We start from the raw sequence: 16,107 nt of genomic DNA on the forward strand, positions 1-16,107 counted from the left end.
GCATCAGGGGTTCAGAAGTGGCAACCATCTTCAGAAAACAGGGTTTTTCATGAAAACGCTCTTTATTCCCAACGGCCATACCCCTGATCTCCGGGGCAGTCCTGAGCTCCGTATCATCCAGCTGCCCAGACCTTCCTCTCTGGCGGTGGTGCCTTCGGCTTTTCCCTTTGTAAAGCCCCGGCTACAGGTCAGGGAAGGGGACAGGGTTTCCCTCGGCAGCCCCCTTTTTGAAGACAAAAGAAGACCGGAGCTCCGCTTCCTCTCCCCCGGCGGAGGTGTCATTGAAACCATCACCTTTGGGCCCAGACGCATCGTGACGGCCATCGTCATCCGCCTCGATGAAAAGGAAGAAAGGGAATTCTTCCCCCCCCTTGAGGATAAAGACCTTGAAACCCTGACAAGGGAAGAACTGGTTGAGCACCTGGTAAAGGGCGGACTCTGGCCCCTGTTCCGCAGCCTCCCCTTCCGGGCCATTGCAGACACCAAAGAGCTTCCGGACACCCTCTATGTACGCATGGATTCCCACCAGCCCTTTTCCCCTATGCCCGAAGCCTACCTTCAGGGCCATCTGGAAGCTTTCCGCTTCGGTATCCGGGTTCTAAAAAAACTGGCAGGCCAGCTTGTGGCCTATACCTGTGCGGAACAGCACAGCTTTGTGCTCAATGAATGTCAGGGCATGGTCAACCATACGGTCTTTGGCCGTTATCCGGCCCAGGATCCGGGAGTGGTTCACTACCATCTCCGAAAAAAAGGAAATACCGGAAAAGGCTGGTTCATCGCCGGGGAAGACATACTGCTCATTGCCCATCTTCTGGAAACGGGCACCTATCCGGGCGAACGCACCTATGCCATGGGCGGAACGGGCCTGGCTGCTCCCTGCCATGTGCGCACCCGCTTCGGCGCTCCCATCTCCCACCTCCTTGGGGCCTGTGATCCCCTGAAAGGCACTTTCAGAAACATTGCAGGCGGCCTCTTCACGGGCAGAAATGCCGGTCAGGAAGGCTTCATGGGCATGTATGAAACCGGCCTTACCCGCATACCCGAAGGAAAGGAAAAGGAATACTTTGGTTTTCTCAGGCCGGGCCTGACCAAAAATACGGTTTCCCGTACCTTCCTTTCCGCCCTGTTCAACGGCCCATCATCCGTGGACTGCAACACCCACGGGGAAGAAAGGGCCTGTATCAACTGCGGTACCTGCACAAGACTCTGCCCGGTGGAAATGCTGCCCCAGTTCACCATGAAGGCCCTCCACGCCGATGCCATTGAAGAAGCCCTGGCCCATGGCCTGCTGGACTGCGTTCAGTGCGGACTCTGTGCCTATGCCTGCCCTTCCAAAATTGATCTTTCCGGAATTTTTCGCAGCGCGCGGGAAAAACTGTATCAGGAACAGCAGAAAGGGGCCTGACCATGCAGCGTTGGATAAGAAACTTCTTTGATACCCACAGGCCGAAATTTGAAAAAGAGGGCCGATTCCACCGCTATCACGGCCTCTTTGAAGCCTTTGAGACCATTTTTTTTCTCCCGGACAGCACCACATCCCAAAGTCCCCACATAAGGGACAGTCTGGATCTCAAACGCTTCATGAGTATTGTGATTCTGGCCATCGTACCCGTTGCCCTGTTCGGCATTTACAATACGGGCTTCTACGCCTGTCTCGCCGCCGGAAAATCCACGGCCTTTCTACCCTCTTTCATGCAGGGACTTTTGATCTTCATCCCCCTTCTGGTGGTCAGTTATGGCGTGGGCTTTTTCTGGGAAGCCCTCTTCGCCGTACGAAGGGGCCATGGTATCAGCGAAGGCTTTCTGGTCTCCGGCCTGCTCTACCCCCTGATCCTGCCACCGGATCTGCCCCTGTGGCAGGCCGCCATCGGCATCAGCTTCGGTGTGGTCATCGGCAAGGAAATTTTCGGCGGCACGGGCCGCAACCTCCTCAACCCCGCCCTCACGGCCAGAGCCTTTGTCTTTTTCGCCTATCCCGGTCAGATGTCCGGGGATGCCGTGTGGATTTCCGGCGGTGCCACGGATGCGGTTTCCGGTGCCACGGCCCTCGCCATCAGCGCCCAGGCCGAACCCGGCTCCCAGATTCCCGCCATGCTGGATCAGGCAGGGCTGGGGCTTTTTGAACTTTTTGTGGGGAGAACCCCCGGCAGCATCGGCGAAACCTCGGCCCTGCTCTGCCTTGTGGGTGCCCTCATCCTGATCATAACGGGCGTTGCCAACTGGCGGATCATGGTGGGAGGCGTGCTGGGCGTTCTGGGAACGGGCATGCTCCTCAATCAGCTGGCCACAGGCTCCTTAGCGGCGGCCATGGGTCTGCCCGCTTACTACCACCTTGTCATGGGGGGCTTTGCCTTTGGTATCGTATTCATGGCAACGGACCCCGTCACCGCACCGGGGACGGATGCGGCCCGGTGGCTCTATGGTTTTCTCATCGGTGCCCTGACCGTACTGATACGGGTTTTCAATCCTGCCTATCCCGAAGGCACCATGCTGGCCATTCTCTTTATGAACCTGTTTGCTCCGCTTCTGGACCACTTTGTCATCCAGATCCGGCTGAGAAAGAGGATATCCCATGTCTGAAAGCCGATCCATCCGCTTTACCTTATACCTCTGCCTTGTGTGCAGCATTCTCCTCACCGCAGCGGCCACGGGACTGAAACCCAGACAGGAGGCCAATGCAAGGCTGGATCGCCAGAAAAATGTACTGAAGGCCGCAGGACTTCTTCCGGAAGACCGGAAACTGAACGCTGGCGAAGTGGAGGCCCTTTTCTCAACACGCATACGGGCCGTAACAGCAGACGGTGAGGGTCGGCCCATGGAGGCAGAAAACGGGACAACACTGCATTTTTTCTTACAAACGGACAGCAGCGGCACTATCAGCGAAGGCTATGTTCTCCCCCTTGAATCCAGAGGGCTCTGGGGAAAGATATACGGATACCTCGCCATGGAAGCAGACGGCATCCACATATCCGGTTTTACGGTGTACGCCCATCAGGAAACACCGGGCCTTGGGGGAGACATTGAAAGCCGGAGCTTTCAGCAGAGCTTTACCGGCAAGGCGATTCTGGATGAAAAAATGAATTTCCGGGGCCTTCGGGTGGCCAAGGGAAAGGCCCCTTCCGATGATCCCCACAGCGTGGACGGCATTTCCGGTGCCACCCTGACGGGCAATTATCTTTCCGAGGGCATCCTGGATGTATTGAAAAAATTTGAACCCGTATCCGCCCGGTTCCGGGCCGGTGAGGGAGATGCCTATCTGATGAAGGAGACCCCATGAGCCTGCAAAGCAGTCCCTACTATAAGGCCCTCACGGAACCCATACTGGGCAACAACCCCATTAACATTCAGATGCTGGGCATATGCTCCGCCCTTGCCGTGACCGTACAGCTGAACACGGCCATTGTCATGGGCCTTTCCATGACCTTTGTCACGGCATTCTCAAGCCTCATCGTTTCTTCCATGCGTCGCCATATTCCCCGCAACATCCGCATTATTGTGGAGCTTTTTGTCATATCCAGCCTTGTCATCCTAACGGATCAGGTGTTGAAAGCCTTTCTCTATGATATCAGCAAACAGCTTTCCGTTTTTGTGGGGCTGATCATCACCAACTGCGCCGTCATGGGCCGTGCCGAAACCTACGCTTTGGGCAACCCCCCCGGTCTTTCCTTCTGCGACGGACTGGGCAACGGTCTTGGCTATTCCCTGGTACTGGTGGGCGTTGCCTTTATTCGGGAACTTTTCGGCTCCGGCTCCCTTTTCGGACTGCAGATCGTTCCGGAGACCCTGTATCAGGCAGGGTACAGGGACATGGGTTTCATGCTGCTGGCTCCTGCGGCCTTTATCATCATTGGGCTTTTTGTCTGGTTCCAGAAGGCTGTGCTGCAGAAAGACGAAGGGAAAGGATAAAAGCTGATGCCTACCCTACTCCAAAAAGCCGGTAAAAAAGTCCATTTTGATGATCATTATCTTCATGTGGATCTTAGGGATGGCCGCAGGATATCAACGCCCCTTAAGTGGTATCCCGAACTGGAAACAGCGCCTTTACGATCCATCAGAAATTATCAGTTCATATGCGATGCTACGGGTATTGAGTGGCCGGATCTTGATTACCACCTGAGCATTGAGGCTATGCTGGCACTGCCTTACATTTTCACAGGTATTAAGAAAAAAGGACCGGAATAATGAAAGACCTGCAGAGGAATATCATGCAGCAGGAAGATATACTGAACTGCATGCGGGATTTCAAAAACCGCAGACAAGATGAATATTTCATACTGAAAATAGGCGTTTTTGGTTCCGTTGCCCGCAATGATATCAAAGAAGAAAGCGACATTGATGTGGTGGTGGAACTGAAAAAACCGGATCTTTTCTCCCTCATAGGCATCAAACAGGAACTGGAGGAGCACCTGCACAGAAAGGTGGATGTGGTCCGGTACAGACAAGGCATGAACGCCTTCCTGAAAACAAGGATAGACAGGGAAGCCCTGTATGTATGACAGTGTGATCACCGGCATGGAAAAGACAGGTTTTTTATGAAAAGGAGTCCATGGTGGAAAATCTGATGGGTATTTTTCTCAATTCTGTTTTTGTGGGCAACATTCTTCTGGCCTACTTCCTTGGCATGTGCTCCTTTGTGGCCGTTTCCGGCAACCTGAAAACCGCAACCGGGCTTGGATTTGCCGTTATTTTCGTGCTGGCCATCACCACGCCGGTGAACTGGTTCATCCATCATTATCTGCTGGCACCGGGTGCTCTGGCCTGGGCAGGGCTGCCGGACGTGGATCTGAATTTTTTACGTTTCATCACCTTCATCGCCTCCATTGCCGCCATGGTGCAGATTGTGGAAATGGTCATAGAGCGCATATCCCAGGCCCTTTATACGGCGCTTGGTGTCTTTCTGCCGCTGATCGCCGTTAACTGCGCCATTCTCGGTACATCCCTTTTCATGGTGGAAAGAAACTATAATTTCAGTGAATCCCTTGTTTTTGGTTTGGGATCTGGCACCGGATGGTTTCTGGCCATTGTGGCCATGGCCTCCCTCCGCCAGAAACTCCGCTACGCCGACCTCCCCTACGGGCTTGAAGGCTACGGTATTACCATGATTGTCACAGGACTCATGGCCATGGGCTTCATGATCTTTTCCGGCATCGCCCTGTAAACAATAAGGAGAAAGGCCATGATCTTTCTTATCAGTTTTCTGGTATTCACGGGTGTCACCCTTTCTCTGGTGCTGCTGCTTCTTTTTGTGGAATCACGGCTGGTCAAAAAAGAGGACAGCCGTATTCTCATTAATGGGGATGAAGACAAAAGCATTACGGTGTCCACCGGCAGCACCCTCCTCAGCAGCCTCGTGGGTCAGGGTATCCTCCTGCCCTCGGCCTGTGGCGGTGGCGGTACCTGTGCCATGTGCAAATGCAAGGTTCTGGAGGGCGGCGGAGACGTCCTGCCCACGGAACTTTCCCACCTGAGCCGTAAGGAAAAGGCCGAAGGCATCCGCCTTGCCTGCCAGCTCAAGGTTCGCAACAACCTGTCCATCGCCATTCCGGAAGAGATTTTCAGCATCAGAAAATACCATGCCACCGTGGTATCCAACCGAAGTGTTGGCACCTACATCAAAGAACTTCTTCTAAAAGTGGATCCCGATGAAGACTTCTCCTTTGAGGCAGGCCAGTACATACAGATTGACATTCCCGAATATAAGCTTTCTTTTTCAGATTTTTCCATTCCCACAACCTATGTGGATGACTGGGACAAATACCAGTTATGGAACATCAAAGCCCGCTCCGAGGAACGGGTTTTCCGTGCCTACTCCCTTGCCAATCCTCCCTATGAGGACCAGCCGCGCCTAACCGTCCGCATTGCCACACCACCCGAGGACCAGCCCGATGCACCTCCTGGCGTGGGGTCTTCTTTCATATTCAACCTCAAAGAAAGCGACAAAATCACCTTCAGCGGCCCCTACGGCGATTTTCTCGTAAAGGATTCCGAAAAAGAAATCTGCTTTGTGGGAGGCGGTGCTGGCATGGCACCCATGCGCAGTCATATTCTGCATCAGCTCAATACCCTGCATACAAAACGAAAAATCACCTTCTGGTACGGAGCAAGGTCCAGAAGGGAAATGTTCTATGATGATGATTTCAGATCCCTTACGGAAAAATATCCCAACTTCAGCTATCAGGTGGCACTGTCGGAACCCCTGCCCGAAGATCAATGGGATGGACCCACAGGCTTTATCCATCAGGTGCTGTATGAAACCTACCTGAAAAACCACGAAGATCCTTCTGAAATTGAGTATTATCTCTGCGGCCCCCCTGTAATGGTGGATGCGGTGGTGGATATTCTATGGAATCTTGGGGTTGAAGAAGAAATGATCGCCTATGACAAATTTTAGCCAAAGGCACCTGAAAAATACTGAAATAAGAACTTATTCTCTGACTTGAAAACGACAAAGGAGAAACAGAATCCGGACAGGGATAAAAAAAGCATTGACTTCCATGTTTTTGGAGCGTATTGTCCGGACTCGTTGCTGCGGGGTGGAGCAGTCTGGTAGCTCGTCGGGCTCATAACCCGAAGGTCGTTGGTTCAAATCCAGCCCCCGCTACCAAAAAAAATTTAAAGGCCTGTGGTTTTTCCACAGGCCTTTTTTTATCCATAAGAAGCCATCATTCAGAACGACCCGGCAAAGCCCGCAGAAAAACTCGCATTTCTTTCTTCCTTTTCTTCACCATCAAAACTGGTGGCCACCGGGAACATGGCTCCGAGCTGGATGGCTGTTCCTTCCATGAACGGAAGAAAATAGCGGATCTCAGGCCCTGCATCAAAGGTGGTAAAACTATCGGTCTGGCCCTTTCCCTCTATCTTTGTTTCTGCGGCGGCAAGACCGCTTCCCTTAATCCCCACCCACAGCCTGTTTCCTATCAGGGCATACTCCAGAGCAGCCATGAATGCGATCCTGTCACCGTAATCCACATTAAAGCCCATAATATCGGCTTCCATGCGGTGGGTATAACCCATCATGCCCGTAAAACGGAAATCCCAGAGCCTTAAAATAAACTTCTGGGTAAGGGAAATATCATAGCTGCCCGATCCAAGGGATTTTTCCTCATCTCCCGTCGGCAGTTTCACGGACAGGTAGGTATTGGACAGAAGACGGCTGCTGCCAAGCTGCATGCGCAGGGTTGTGCTGATATCCCCCAGACCACTTTCCTTTTTCCCGTCAGGAGGTTCAGACTCATACCATGGGATATCAGCCTTCAAAGAAAAATATCTATGAATCTGATAGGAAAGGGGCAGGCCTACCACCTTGGTGTTTTTTCCAAAAAGGGTTGTTACCCCAACCCCTTTGGCACCGCTTTCCGGGGGTGCGCCTGAGGGGGTATCAAGGTCTGTACGGGTCTGGGTAGTGATGAAGGTGGTGTCCTGATAAACACGGTTGTCCAGCAGACGGGGTTCCTCCAGAAGAAATCCTCTGGCCGTGAAAGGTACATGGGTGGTACCTGCAAGGCTCTCTCCCGCAGAAAGGGTCAGAATGCCTGCCACGCATAAAATAAAAAAGGATTTCAAGGGAATTTTTCTAAAAAATAGCAGAAAAAGCAGCGGTGCAAGAAACCACAGGCCCCCAGAAAAACCCTTTAGAGAAAAAGATCCTGCACCATATGCGGAGGTGTCAATGAAGCAGCCAAGGGCACTCTGGGGTGTGGATGCACCTGCAGGAGCAAGGCCTGAGGCATCGGGTTTTCCAGCCATCTGTATGCTGCGGACTGGCGTACCGGGATCATTGGATTCAATTTCCAGCGTGGCATTTTTTACGCCCGGAGTTTCCGGAGCAAAAAGAATGGAAACGGAGCAGGATGCCCCGGCCGTAAGGGGCTGGGTACAGGCCTGTTCCTGCAGGGTGAAAAGTTTTGCATCATTGCCTGAAATACGAATGCCGGACACAAGAAGGCTGCCCGTTCCAAGGTTTTTCACGGTAAATGCCATGCTGCCCTTTTCTCCCACAGCAACGGAGGGAATATCCCCACTGCCTTCCCGGAAAACCGAAATCCTCGGGCCTTCTCCACTGCTGCGTACAAGGCGGACACTGCCCGTATCTCCTTCATGGATGAAAGAATCCCCACCATTGAAATGGATGTAGGCCGCAGGTCTGTCATCTGCGTTGTTAAGGGGTGTGGAAGACCAGAAAACAGAAGCAGGGGCACCGGGAAAAAGCAGGGCATTCATGGCAGGGCCTGTACACCTTTCCTCAACAATGGAGGCCAGCTCCTTGTAGTTGGGAAGCCGCCAGTCCGAAAAGCCGCCAAAACCGCCCTCCCGATTGAGCTGCTCTGCTTCCATAAGGGCATCCTGCCAGATGTGCATACTGGCATCTCCCGTACAGGTGCCCCCCTCCCAGCTCTGCCCCAGAGCGCAGCGCATCCAGGTGAGTCCCGTTTTTTTATGGGTGAGGCTTGCATTGGCATGGATTTCAAAATCCGATGAGGGGGTGGTGGACAATACCCCCGTATTGGCTGTACCACTGCACTGGGTCTGGGCTGACAGGGAAAGGGGTAAAATCAGGGCACTGAGCAGTGCCAGATAAAAAAAAACAGATATTTTCATGAGTAAGACTCCTTACTTAAAATAGACGATCTTGTTAAACCCTTCTTCCTCTGTGGGAGGCTTGGGGGTTCTTCTAAAAACCCCACGGCCAGAGGGATAAGCAAGAAAATATTATTAATCTTAAAACTTGCATCAACCCTTAACAATTTCTTCTCACTTCTCACTTCCCACTCTACTTATCCCCAGAGCGAGAAGAGGAAAAAAGCAAAAATCATTATCCACCACGCACGAGGCGCACCTGGCTACGGTTGAGCTTGCTGAAATAGGTAACACCTCCACTGCTAAAATAGAGGCTCCACGCAGAGTTATTACTGACGGCAAAAGGCGAGGAAGACCAAAAGGAGGGGGAGGATAACCCTGACTGCGGAAAAACATCACCATGGATGGCAGGTTCATAGCACCGTCTTTCCACAATGGATTCCATTTCATTGATATTGGGAAGCCGCCAGTCCGTATGGCCTGCAAAACCACCAGCTGCATTAAAATCCTGCGTCTCCTGCAATGCCCCCTGCCAACTGTATCTACTGGCATCTCCCATGCAGGTACTGCCATCCCAGACCTGCCCCAGGGAACAACGCATCCACATAAGACCCGTAGGCTTATGGGTTACGGTGCCATTAAGATGGATGTCAAAATCAACCGTTGGAGTGGTGGAAATAATGGCTGTATTTTCCGATCCGCTGCATACGGTTTCGGCCACAAGAGACGAAGAAAACAACAGGGTTGCTATAAGAGAAAGATAAATGAACAGATAGCAAGGTTTCATGGAGAACACTCCTTATTTTAAAGATGCCAAAAAATATTTACTAAACCCTCCGACACTCAAACGGGAAGGAACTATCAGCTTAAAACAAATTCAGTACGCGATTTGCATGCCGGACAGACAACCCTCTGACTTCGAGAGCCTCTGGCACCACCCAGATGACTTAGCTTTACCCACATTTTTATCAAACCCGTTGTGGTGTAAAAATATAGTTTTGAAGATGTCAAAATACTCTTTTTTTTGTCAACCCGGCACTCAGATCAACAGACTTCAACACATTAGGCCGTGTCATCAGTTAAGCCATATGACAGAAGCTGCTAGGTGTATGGCACCTAAAAAAGCGATGGCCCGTTTATCGTATCGTGTAGCAATGGCGCGATATTGCTTGAGTTTGGCAAAAAAGTTTTCAATCAAGGCGCGTTCCTTGTACAATTCCTTGTCATATACGCGTTTATCCGTGCGACTTCGTTTAGGAGGAATCACGGCTTCCACATGCGCCTTCTCGAGTACATCCAGGACTCGCCGGGCCGCGTCATATGCTTTGTCGGCCAGAAAAGCCTTGATCCGGTCGATCAATCCGGGAAGCAGGGTATCCGCTCCCTGTAAATCATGCGCCTGTCCGGGAGTCAGGTGAAAGCCCGTTGGGTTGCCCAGAGCATCACATGTCGCATGAATTTTGGTTGTCAAACCGCCCTTCGACCGTCCGATACATTCCGTTACGCGGTCCCCCCTTTTGCGCCAGCGCTGTGCTGGTGAGCCCTTACAATGGTACTGTCTATCATGGCGTATTCGTTGTCCGCATCCTTGGCCAGATGCTCGAAAACCTTTTTCCATACTCCGCTTCGGCTCCAGCGCATATGACGGGTATGAATTACGCGGAAGTCACCGAACCGCTCCGGAAGATCCCGCCACGGGATGCCCGCGCGGTACCGGTAAAGAACCGCCTCCACAAACAAACGATTATCCCTGGCCGTACACCCGACATGGCCTTCCCGACCCGGAAGCAAATCCTTGATCCGATCCCACTGATCATCTCTCAATCCATAACGTCTTGTCATTGAAGGGTCCTCCCACAGCCCATCAATAGAAAACCACAAAACGACCTCGTTGTGAATCCGGAACATTATCAGTCGTACAATTGATGACACGCCCTAGACAAATTCAATTTTTGGCCTGTATGCCGGGCAAAGCCCCGGCCCTTCTCCCAGTAGGGGAAGTGAGAAAACAAGACAAATATCACTGTCCGCTGAGCACAAGACGCACAGGGCGTTTGCCAAGCTTACTAACGAAATTGTTAGCAATGCCATCGTCGAAAGAGAGGCTCCAAGCATCTACATTACGGCTGGCACTGGGCGAGGAAGACCAAAAGTTACTTGCCCCTGTATTGGGAAAAAAATCTATATCTATGCTTGGATTTCCCCGACCCCTATGAACAATGGAATTCAATTCACTGATAGTAGGCATCCGCCAGTCCGACGCTCCGCAAAGCCCCACCGCATTCACATCCTGCACAAAGGCGAAGGTATCACAGCCAGAGCCGGTACAGGTGCCGCCATTCTGGGTGCCTGCATACCCGCCGTTGGTGTTGGAATCGGGGTTGTACCAGGAATATGTATGTCCCATATGCCTGAGATGATCAGGATCATTCACCTTCACCTCCCAGATGAGTCCTGTGTGATTGTCTTTCACGCAGGACCATTTTGTGCCTGAAGCTTCGTTGCCTGCCTCATCCCAAGAGCCATTCTGGATAGCAAGAGGCTGGCCATCTGCACCCAGTTTGGTGAAGTCAAAGCCCGCCGCACCGGAGCCAATTTTAGCAAGCGCCCCATCACGGGCCATGGCATCCCTTCCAAAATCAGCATCCTGTCCGGGATGGGTAGCAACGGGATCTGTAAGGTTATTGGTATCCTCATCTGCCCACCAGTCGATACCCGTATCATTGAGGGGACGCCGGGTAATTGTGACCGCAACCGGCCTGCTGGTGATTTCCTCACTTTTTTGATCCGCCTCCTGCCCGGAAGCAGAGGGCCGCAATACAAAATAATAGTCCGTATCATTAGACAGACCTGTGAGGGCATAAATACTGACATTACCCAGTTCAAGGCGTTCTCCGTAACTAAGGAAGGTATCCGGATCAATGCCGGGGTTTGTGCCGTAATACAGCACATACCCATCCGCACCGGGTACCGCATCCCAGGAAAGCAGAACCTGCCCGTCTCCGGGCTGTACCCTCAGAACCGGAGCTGTCAGAAGAGGAGAGCGTATTTCCGGTGCTTCACTGTCATAAAGGGTCTGAATCGCTGTACTGCTCAGGGCTGAACCATAAATTCTGATTTCATCCAGATATCCGTGGAAAGGCCCGTCCCCGTCCTTATTTCCTATACGGAAAAATTCATTGCCGGTATTCAGCACAAGATCGTGGGTGGTTGTAAGCTCTCCATTAATGTGGTGCCGTACGGTATTACCATCATAGCTGGTACAGATATGCTGCCAGTCACCCGAAACGGCAACGCCTGCATCCAGTTCTTCGGGAATATCCTGAGAACCTGCATAGAGGAAGGTGAACCAGTTTTCACTTTCAACCCAGGGCACATTGTTCTGCATAAGTCCATAGGCTCTGGGAATACCCGCTTCATGTCCCCATGAAAAGGCCACACGGGGTGCGGCATGTGAACCTGTGACACTGGACTTTGCCCAAAGGCAAAGGGTGCGGGGTTCTGCGCCGGAAGGAAAATTCATAGCACTACCCTCAAAGTGCGACATATTGCCGTCAAGATAAATGGCATGGCCGTGCCCCGCTGCAACCCGCAGGGGCGTTCCGCTTGATCCGCTGGAATCATTGCCATTGCCTGAACAGTCTCTGCCCGGATTCAGCGCATCTTCAAAGCAGTAATGGGCCAGAGGCTGAATATCTTCTGGCTGAACGAATGCCCCTGCACTGCGCACAAGACGCAGAGGATTGGCAGCACTTTTTGCATCATTTGAAAGCAGGCCCGTATTAAAAAATACCGTCCACGCCAATGGAGTACTTGATGCGACAGGAGAAGCCGTCCAGTAATCAGATTCATCTGAATGCCCCCTGGTATTGGGAAAATGGTTCACATCAATTTGTGGCCCGCTGCTGCTATTAAAATAAACCAGAGAAAGCAGTTCATTTCTGGTGGGCATGCGCCAGTCCGTGAAACCGCACAGACCTTGACTATTCACAGTCTGGACATAGGACAGGGTATCGCAGGAAGACCCTGTGCATGCGCCTCCATTCTGCGTCCCTGCTTCCCCTCCGTTGGAGGTATTGTCCGGGTTGTACCAGCTATAGGTATGTTCCCGGCTCCTCAGACCCTCTTTTGCTTTCACCTCCCAGATCAGCCCCGTGTGGTTATCCTGAACACAGGCCCACTGGGTTCCCTCTGCCTCGGAACCGGTATCTGACCAGCCCCTGTTCTGAATGGCAAGGGGCTGACCATTCTGCCCCAGACGGGTAAAATCAAAACCTGCGGCACCGGAACCTTTCTTGCTCAGCCTTCCGGCCCGTGCTGCTGCATCCCGGCCAAAATCCGCATCCTGCCCCGGATGGTCTGCCACCGGGCTTTCAAGGTTCATGCTGCTGCTGTCTGACCACCTGAGCACGCCCGTGTCATTTAAAAGACCGGTTCCGGCGCTGGCAAGGCCCGAATAAAAAACCAAAATAAAAAATAAAAACAAGTACTTCCGCTGAGAAAACAGTTGCATGCAATCCTCCAGCCTGGTTTCTGAGGCACCGATAAAAATTTATATTCATTTTGTGACAATTATTTTTTTATAAAAAAGTCCCCACGGAATGTCAATAAAAAGGAAGGATATATAGCTGATAACTATAAAAATCCCTTTTCAATTCACCTGCTGGACCGGATCTGTCGTGACATGACTCCCTCAACCCGGCCTAAGGCCGGCAGACTTCGTTCCTGCAACAGATTTACCGTATAGGCTGTACGCCGGAAAGGACCCGGCTATTCCGATGGAAGGTGGTGAAAACGCAAAAAGGCAGACCTTTATATAAAGATCCGCCTTTTTCCATTCTCCCCTTTAAAACCGCTACAGCCCGCTGTCCCTCACCAGCCGCAGGCACTTTTCATTACTTTTATCACCGATCCGACTGCTGCCATAGTGAAAAAATACAAACTCAGCCAATCTCTGATTAGAGGCATCTTCCGATGATGTCCAGAACCAGGTACTGGGTGTATTGGGAAAGGCAGCCTCCAGAATGGCGGGTCTTCTGTAAACCCCCTGGCAGGGGTCACCTGTGGTATTCCAGTGTTCAGGATGCCCCGAACTGCAGAAAACCAGCGTCAGCATCTCCTCTGATGTGGGAATGCGCCAGTCTTCTTTTCCCGCATAACCGCCTTCCATATTAAAGGCACGAACCGTATCCCTGCTCCTGGACCAGGCATAGGCATCTGCCACTCCCCGGCAGTTTTTCCCGTCCCATTCCTGCCCGAGGCTGCAACGCATCCACTGCAGGCCCGTTTCAATATCCGTCAGTGTACCATTTCCGTTATCATAATAGCGATCTGCAAAGGCTTTTTCCATATAGAGAAGGGCCGCATTCTTCATACCGGCCTCGGTGAGGCGCTTTTCCATATGCAGCATCAGATGCTGCTCCGTGTTGGCTCCGACAAAAACATCATCACGACTGGCATAATATTCCATATCCGAATCAATGGGTCTGTAACCTTCCAGGGTATAGAACCCCGTTTCCAGACGAATAGTAAAGGAGCGACTTTGAATTTCAGGGGTGTTCCCCTTGCGCTCGCCATTGATAAAAACGTGGACATCACCGGGCTGGGATGCAATATGCAAAACACCGTACTCCTTCTCTCCGGTACAGGCCGCCATGAGCAAGACACACCCTGTAAAGAAGAGCCTGCGAAAAAAAGACAAGCCAGCCATACCCTTCCTTTCCCCTTTTCCAAAACCCGTCACAGCCTGCCCTCCTCCACCGGTGGTGGAGAATCTTTCGGATGCTCCCAGACAACCACAATTTTCACATCCGGTGCAAGACTCCGTTTGACCGGGCAAAGCCCCATGGCTCTTTCAAGCTTTTTCACCAATACAGCCTCCAGTGATCGGGGGGGGCTGATTCTTACACATAAGCGGCTGATACGGGATGGAGATTCCGCCATTTCCTTTTCCACGTCAAGGCTAAAAGCACAGGGATCACAACCGGAACGCTCCAGAACCGCCTCCATCACCGCCATCAGACAGGAACCCAGGGCTGCGGCCACAAGATCCGTAGGAGAAAAACCGGCATCTTTTCCTGCCGATGCCGAAGACCGTACACACAGGGCCTCTGCCATACCCTCTTTTTCCAGAAGGAATTCCCCCTTCCCGAGTCCCCTGATATGAATCTCAGCCATGGTGTCCTTCTTAACGAATACAACCGAAACGGACTAAAAAGAATAACTGCTATTTTAAGTTTGATGACAATGATCAGGCAATTATCAATCTACCCCGAGCCAGAAATGAACTTTTTATCATACCAACAGAGTCTGGACAGCACAGGCTCCGTGGCCACAGAAAAAACAGACAAAAAAACTTACCTGTTTTTTTTATAAATTTCCAGCCATTCCCTTTTAAAACTTTCAAATCTGTTTTCTTCAATGGCCCTGCGGATATCGCTCATCATATCCTGATAAAAGGTAATATTATGTATGGTTGCAAGGGTTTCCGCCAGAGGATCACCGGAAAAAAACAGATAGCGCAGCACCATGCGGGAAAAGGTTCTGCAAGTATAACAGGAACATTTTGTATCCAGAGGATAGCGGTCTTTCCTGAAATTTTTATTCTTGATCCGGAGTTTGCCCGTGCGGGTGAAAAGGGTTCCCTGCCGGGCATAACGGGTAGGAATCACACAGTCAAACATATCCATCCCCAGATGCACGGCCTCAAGAATATCCTCGGGAAGCCCTACGCCCATGAGATACCTTGGCAGATCTTCGGGAAGACAGGGCGCTGTGACACCCACAACCCTGCGCATGAGATCAAAACCCTCCCCCACACTGACACCGCCGATGGCAAAACCGTCAAAGGGGATGGAAGTGATCTCTTTGGCACTTTTCCTGCGCAGATCATCAAAGACCCCTCCCTGTACAATGCCGAAAAGGAACTGGTGATCCTGCAGTTTCACATCCCTGCACCGTGAGGCCCAGGCCGTGGTAAGCCCCACGGATTTTCCCACATACTTTCGGTCTGCGGTATGGGAAACACATTCATCAAAGGCCATGACAATATCAGCTCCCAGATCCCGCTGTATTTCCATGGATTTTTCAGGACTCAGCATCACCCTTTCCCCGTCTTCCTCATAGGAAAAGGTAACCCCCTCATCATCAATCACCCGGTCCGGCAGGGAAAACACCTGAAACCCGCCGGAGTCCGTGAGTATGGTCCTCTCCCATCCCATGAAGCGATGCAGGCCGCCCATGTAACGCACCGATGCCAGCCTGTCTCCGAGGGAAAGGTGGTAGGTGTTGGCCAGAAGCACCTCAGCACCGGTTTCCGCCACATCCCTTGCCGGGGTGGAATGCACGTAACCCGCCGTTCCCACGGGCATGAAAGCCGGTGTCTGTACGGTCCCGTGATGGGTTGTGAATGCACCCCTCCGGGCACCGCTTCTGTCCTTTGCAAGCAGCCTGAACTGTATATCCCTTTGCGCCATGCGCTTTTCCTTTCAAATGAACCCATAAATATTTTTTTTGGCAGGAGAGCCTTCC

General features: G+C 51.9%; 15 protein-coding genes and 1 tRNA gene. 9 read left to right on the top strand and 7 right to left on the bottom strand.

What is annotated here, in order from left to right; translation table 11 throughout:
- Window positions 1-49: 49 nt before the first annotated feature.
- The 9 genes from LZ24_RS04040 to LZ24_RS04080 all read left to right on the top strand — a co-directional run bounded on the left by LZ24_RS04040 (window position 50) and on the right by LZ24_RS04080 (window position 6,604).
- The gene (locus LZ24_RS04040) at window positions 50-1,405 is read left to right on the top strand and encodes a 4Fe-4S dicluster domain-containing protein (RefSeq protein ID WP_144682602.1); all 1,356 of its coding nucleotides are present in this window, start codon (window positions 50-52) and stop codon (window positions 1,403-1,405) included.
- Between the two features lie 2 nt (window positions 1,406-1,407).
- Complete coding sequence (locus LZ24_RS04045) at window positions 1,408-2,580, top strand: NADH:ubiquinone reductase (Na(+)-transporting) subunit B (protein WP_144682604.1); 1,173 nt, start codon at window positions 1,408-1,410, stop codon at window positions 2,578-2,580.
- A complete protein-coding gene (locus tag LZ24_RS04050; protein WP_144682606.1) occupies window positions 2,573-3,277 on the top strand; it encodes an FMN-binding protein in 705 nt (234 codons plus the stop codon). The genes LZ24_RS04045 and LZ24_RS04050 overlap by 8 nt, the downstream gene beginning before the upstream one ends.
- Window positions 3,274-3,906 carry an NADH:ubiquinone reductase (Na(+)-transporting) subunit D gene (locus LZ24_RS04055; RefSeq protein WP_144682608.1) on the top strand — a complete coding sequence of 211 codons (633 nt, stop codon included), beginning with the start codon at window positions 3,274-3,276 and terminating at the stop codon, window positions 3,904-3,906. Before LZ24_RS04050 ends, LZ24_RS04055 begins: the two co-directional genes overlap by 4 nt.
- A 6-nt stretch (window positions 3,907-3,912) precedes the next feature.
- Entirely contained in the window at window positions 3,913-4,182 is a 270-nt protein-coding gene (locus tag LZ24_RS04060; RefSeq protein ID WP_144682610.1) for a DUF2442 domain-containing protein, read from the top strand.
- Window positions 4,182-4,496: a nucleotidyltransferase family protein gene (locus LZ24_RS04065; RefSeq protein ID WP_246118512.1), complete on the top strand. Its 315-nt coding sequence runs from the start codon at window positions 4,182-4,184 to the stop codon at window positions 4,494-4,496. The genes LZ24_RS04060 and LZ24_RS04065 overlap by 1 nt, the downstream gene beginning before the upstream one ends.
- A gap of 50 nt (window positions 4,497-4,546) precedes the next feature.
- Window positions 4,547-5,158 (top strand): NADH:ubiquinone reductase (Na(+)-transporting) subunit E, encoded by a 612-nt coding sequence (gene nqrE / locus LZ24_RS04070; RefSeq protein WP_246118513.1) that lies wholly within the window; start codon window positions 4,547-4,549, stop codon window positions 5,156-5,158.
- A gap of 18 nt (window positions 5,159-5,176) precedes the next feature.
- On the top strand, window positions 5,177-6,391 hold the full coding sequence (gene nqrF, locus LZ24_RS04075) for an NADH:ubiquinone reductase (Na(+)-transporting) subunit F (protein ID WP_144682612.1): 1,215 nt from the start codon (window positions 5,177-5,179) through the stop codon (window positions 6,389-6,391).
- A gap of 136 nt (window positions 6,392-6,527) precedes the next feature.
- A tRNA-Met gene (locus tag LZ24_RS04080) sits at window positions 6,528-6,604 on the top strand.
- 62 nt (window positions 6,605-6,666) lie between these two features.
- Here LZ24_RS04080 and LZ24_RS04085 read toward each other — a convergent pair.
- The 7 genes from LZ24_RS04085 to tgt form a co-directional block, all read right to left on the bottom strand.
- Window positions 6,667-8,598: an Lcl domain-containing protein gene (locus LZ24_RS04085; protein ID WP_144682614.1), complete on the bottom strand. Its 1,932-nt coding sequence runs from the start codon at window positions 8,596-8,598 to the stop codon at window positions 6,667-6,669.
- Between the two features lie 214 nt (window positions 8,599-8,812).
- Entirely contained in the window at window positions 8,813-9,364 is a 552-nt protein-coding gene (locus LZ24_RS04090) for an Lcl C-terminal domain-containing protein (protein ID WP_144682616.1), read from the bottom strand.
- A gap of 288 nt (window positions 9,365-9,652) precedes the next feature.
- Window positions 9,653-10,419 (bottom strand): IS5 family transposase gene (locus LZ24_RS04095; RefSeq protein WP_246118514.1). Its coding sequence is split into 2 segments (ribosomal slippage): window positions 9,653-10,078 and window positions 10,081-10,419, totalling 765 coding nucleotides; the frame shifts between segments, so codons are not numbered across the junction.
- A gap of 178 nt (window positions 10,420-10,597) precedes the next feature.
- Window positions 10,598-12,961, bottom strand: a complete 2,364-nt coding sequence (locus LZ24_RS04100; RefSeq protein ID WP_186442918.1) for an Lcl domain-containing protein — start codon at window positions 12,959-12,961, stop codon at window positions 10,598-10,600.
- A gap of 471 nt (window positions 12,962-13,432) precedes the next feature.
- Entirely contained in the window at window positions 13,433-14,287 is an 855-nt protein-coding gene (locus LZ24_RS04105) for an Lcl domain-containing protein (RefSeq protein ID WP_186442919.1), read from the bottom strand.
- A 29-nt stretch (window positions 14,288-14,316) separates the two neighbouring features.
- Window positions 14,317-14,754, bottom strand: a complete 438-nt coding sequence (locus LZ24_RS04110) for an OsmC family protein (RefSeq protein ID WP_144682622.1) — start codon at window positions 14,752-14,754, stop codon at window positions 14,317-14,319.
- A gap of 179 nt (window positions 14,755-14,933) precedes the next feature.
- Window positions 14,934-16,052 carry a tRNA guanosine(34) transglycosylase Tgt gene (gene tgt, locus LZ24_RS04115; RefSeq protein WP_222427523.1) on the bottom strand — a complete coding sequence of 373 codons (1,119 nt, stop codon included), beginning with the start codon at window positions 16,050-16,052 and terminating at the stop codon, window positions 14,934-14,936.
- Window positions 16,053-16,107: the final 55 nt, after the last annotated feature.

Origin of the sequence: Desulfobotulus alkaliphilus, from assembly GCF_007830435.1 — a bacterium.
GTDB classification, from domain to species: Bacteria; Desulfobacterota; Desulfobacteria; order Desulfobacterales; family ASO4-4; genus Desulfobotulus; species Desulfobotulus alkaliphilus.

Excerpts from the sequence above, each read along its gene's own strand:
- LZ24_RS04065 (WP_246118512.1), top strand. The coding sequence starts at position 4,182 with ATGAAAGACCTGCAGAGGAATATCATGCAGCAGGAAGATATACTGAAC.
- LZ24_RS04045 (WP_144682604.1), top strand. The coding sequence starts at position 1,408 with ATGCAGCGTTGGATAAGAAACTTCTTTGATACCCACAGGCCGAAATTT.
- LZ24_RS04090 (WP_144682616.1), bottom strand. The coding sequence starts at position 9,364 with ATGAAACCTTGCTATCTGTTCATTTATCTTTCTCTTATAGCAACCCTG.
- LZ24_RS04105 (WP_186442919.1), bottom strand. The coding sequence starts at position 14,287 with ATGGCTGGCTTGTCTTTTTTTCGCAGGCTCTTCTTTACAGGGTGTGTC.
- LZ24_RS04040 (WP_144682602.1), top strand. The coding sequence starts at position 50 with ATGAAAACGCTCTTTATTCCCAACGGCCATACCCCTGATCTCCGGGGC.
- LZ24_RS04050 (WP_144682606.1), top strand. The coding sequence starts at position 2,573 with ATGTCTGAAAGCCGATCCATCCGCTTTACCTTATACCTCTGCCTTGTG.
- LZ24_RS04060 (WP_144682610.1), top strand. The coding sequence starts at position 3,913 with ATGCCTACCCTACTCCAAAAAGCCGGTAAAAAAGTCCATTTTGATGAT.
- LZ24_RS04055 (WP_144682608.1), top strand. The coding sequence starts at position 3,274 with ATGAGCCTGCAAAGCAGTCCCTACTATAAGGCCCTCACGGAACCCATA.
- LZ24_RS04085 (WP_144682614.1), bottom strand. The coding sequence starts at position 8,598 with ATGAAAATATCTGTTTTTTTTTATCTGGCACTGCTCAGTGCCCTGATT.
- tgt (WP_222427523.1), bottom strand. The coding sequence starts at position 16,052 with ATGGCGCAAAGGGATATACAGTTCAGGCTGCTTGCAAAGGACAGAAGC.
- nqrF (WP_144682612.1), top strand. The coding sequence starts at position 5,177 with ATGATCTTTCTTATCAGTTTTCTGGTATTCACGGGTGTCACCCTTTCT.
- LZ24_RS04110 (WP_144682622.1), bottom strand. The coding sequence starts at position 14,754 with ATGGCTGAGATTCATATCAGGGGACTCGGGAAGGGGGAATTCCTTCTG.
- LZ24_RS04100 (WP_186442918.1), bottom strand. The coding sequence starts at position 12,961 with ATGAACCTTGAAAGCCCGGTGGCAGACCATCCGGGGCAGGATGCGGAT.
- nqrE (WP_246118513.1), top strand. The coding sequence starts at position 4,547 with ATGGTGGAAAATCTGATGGGTATTTTTCTCAATTCTGTTTTTGTGGGC.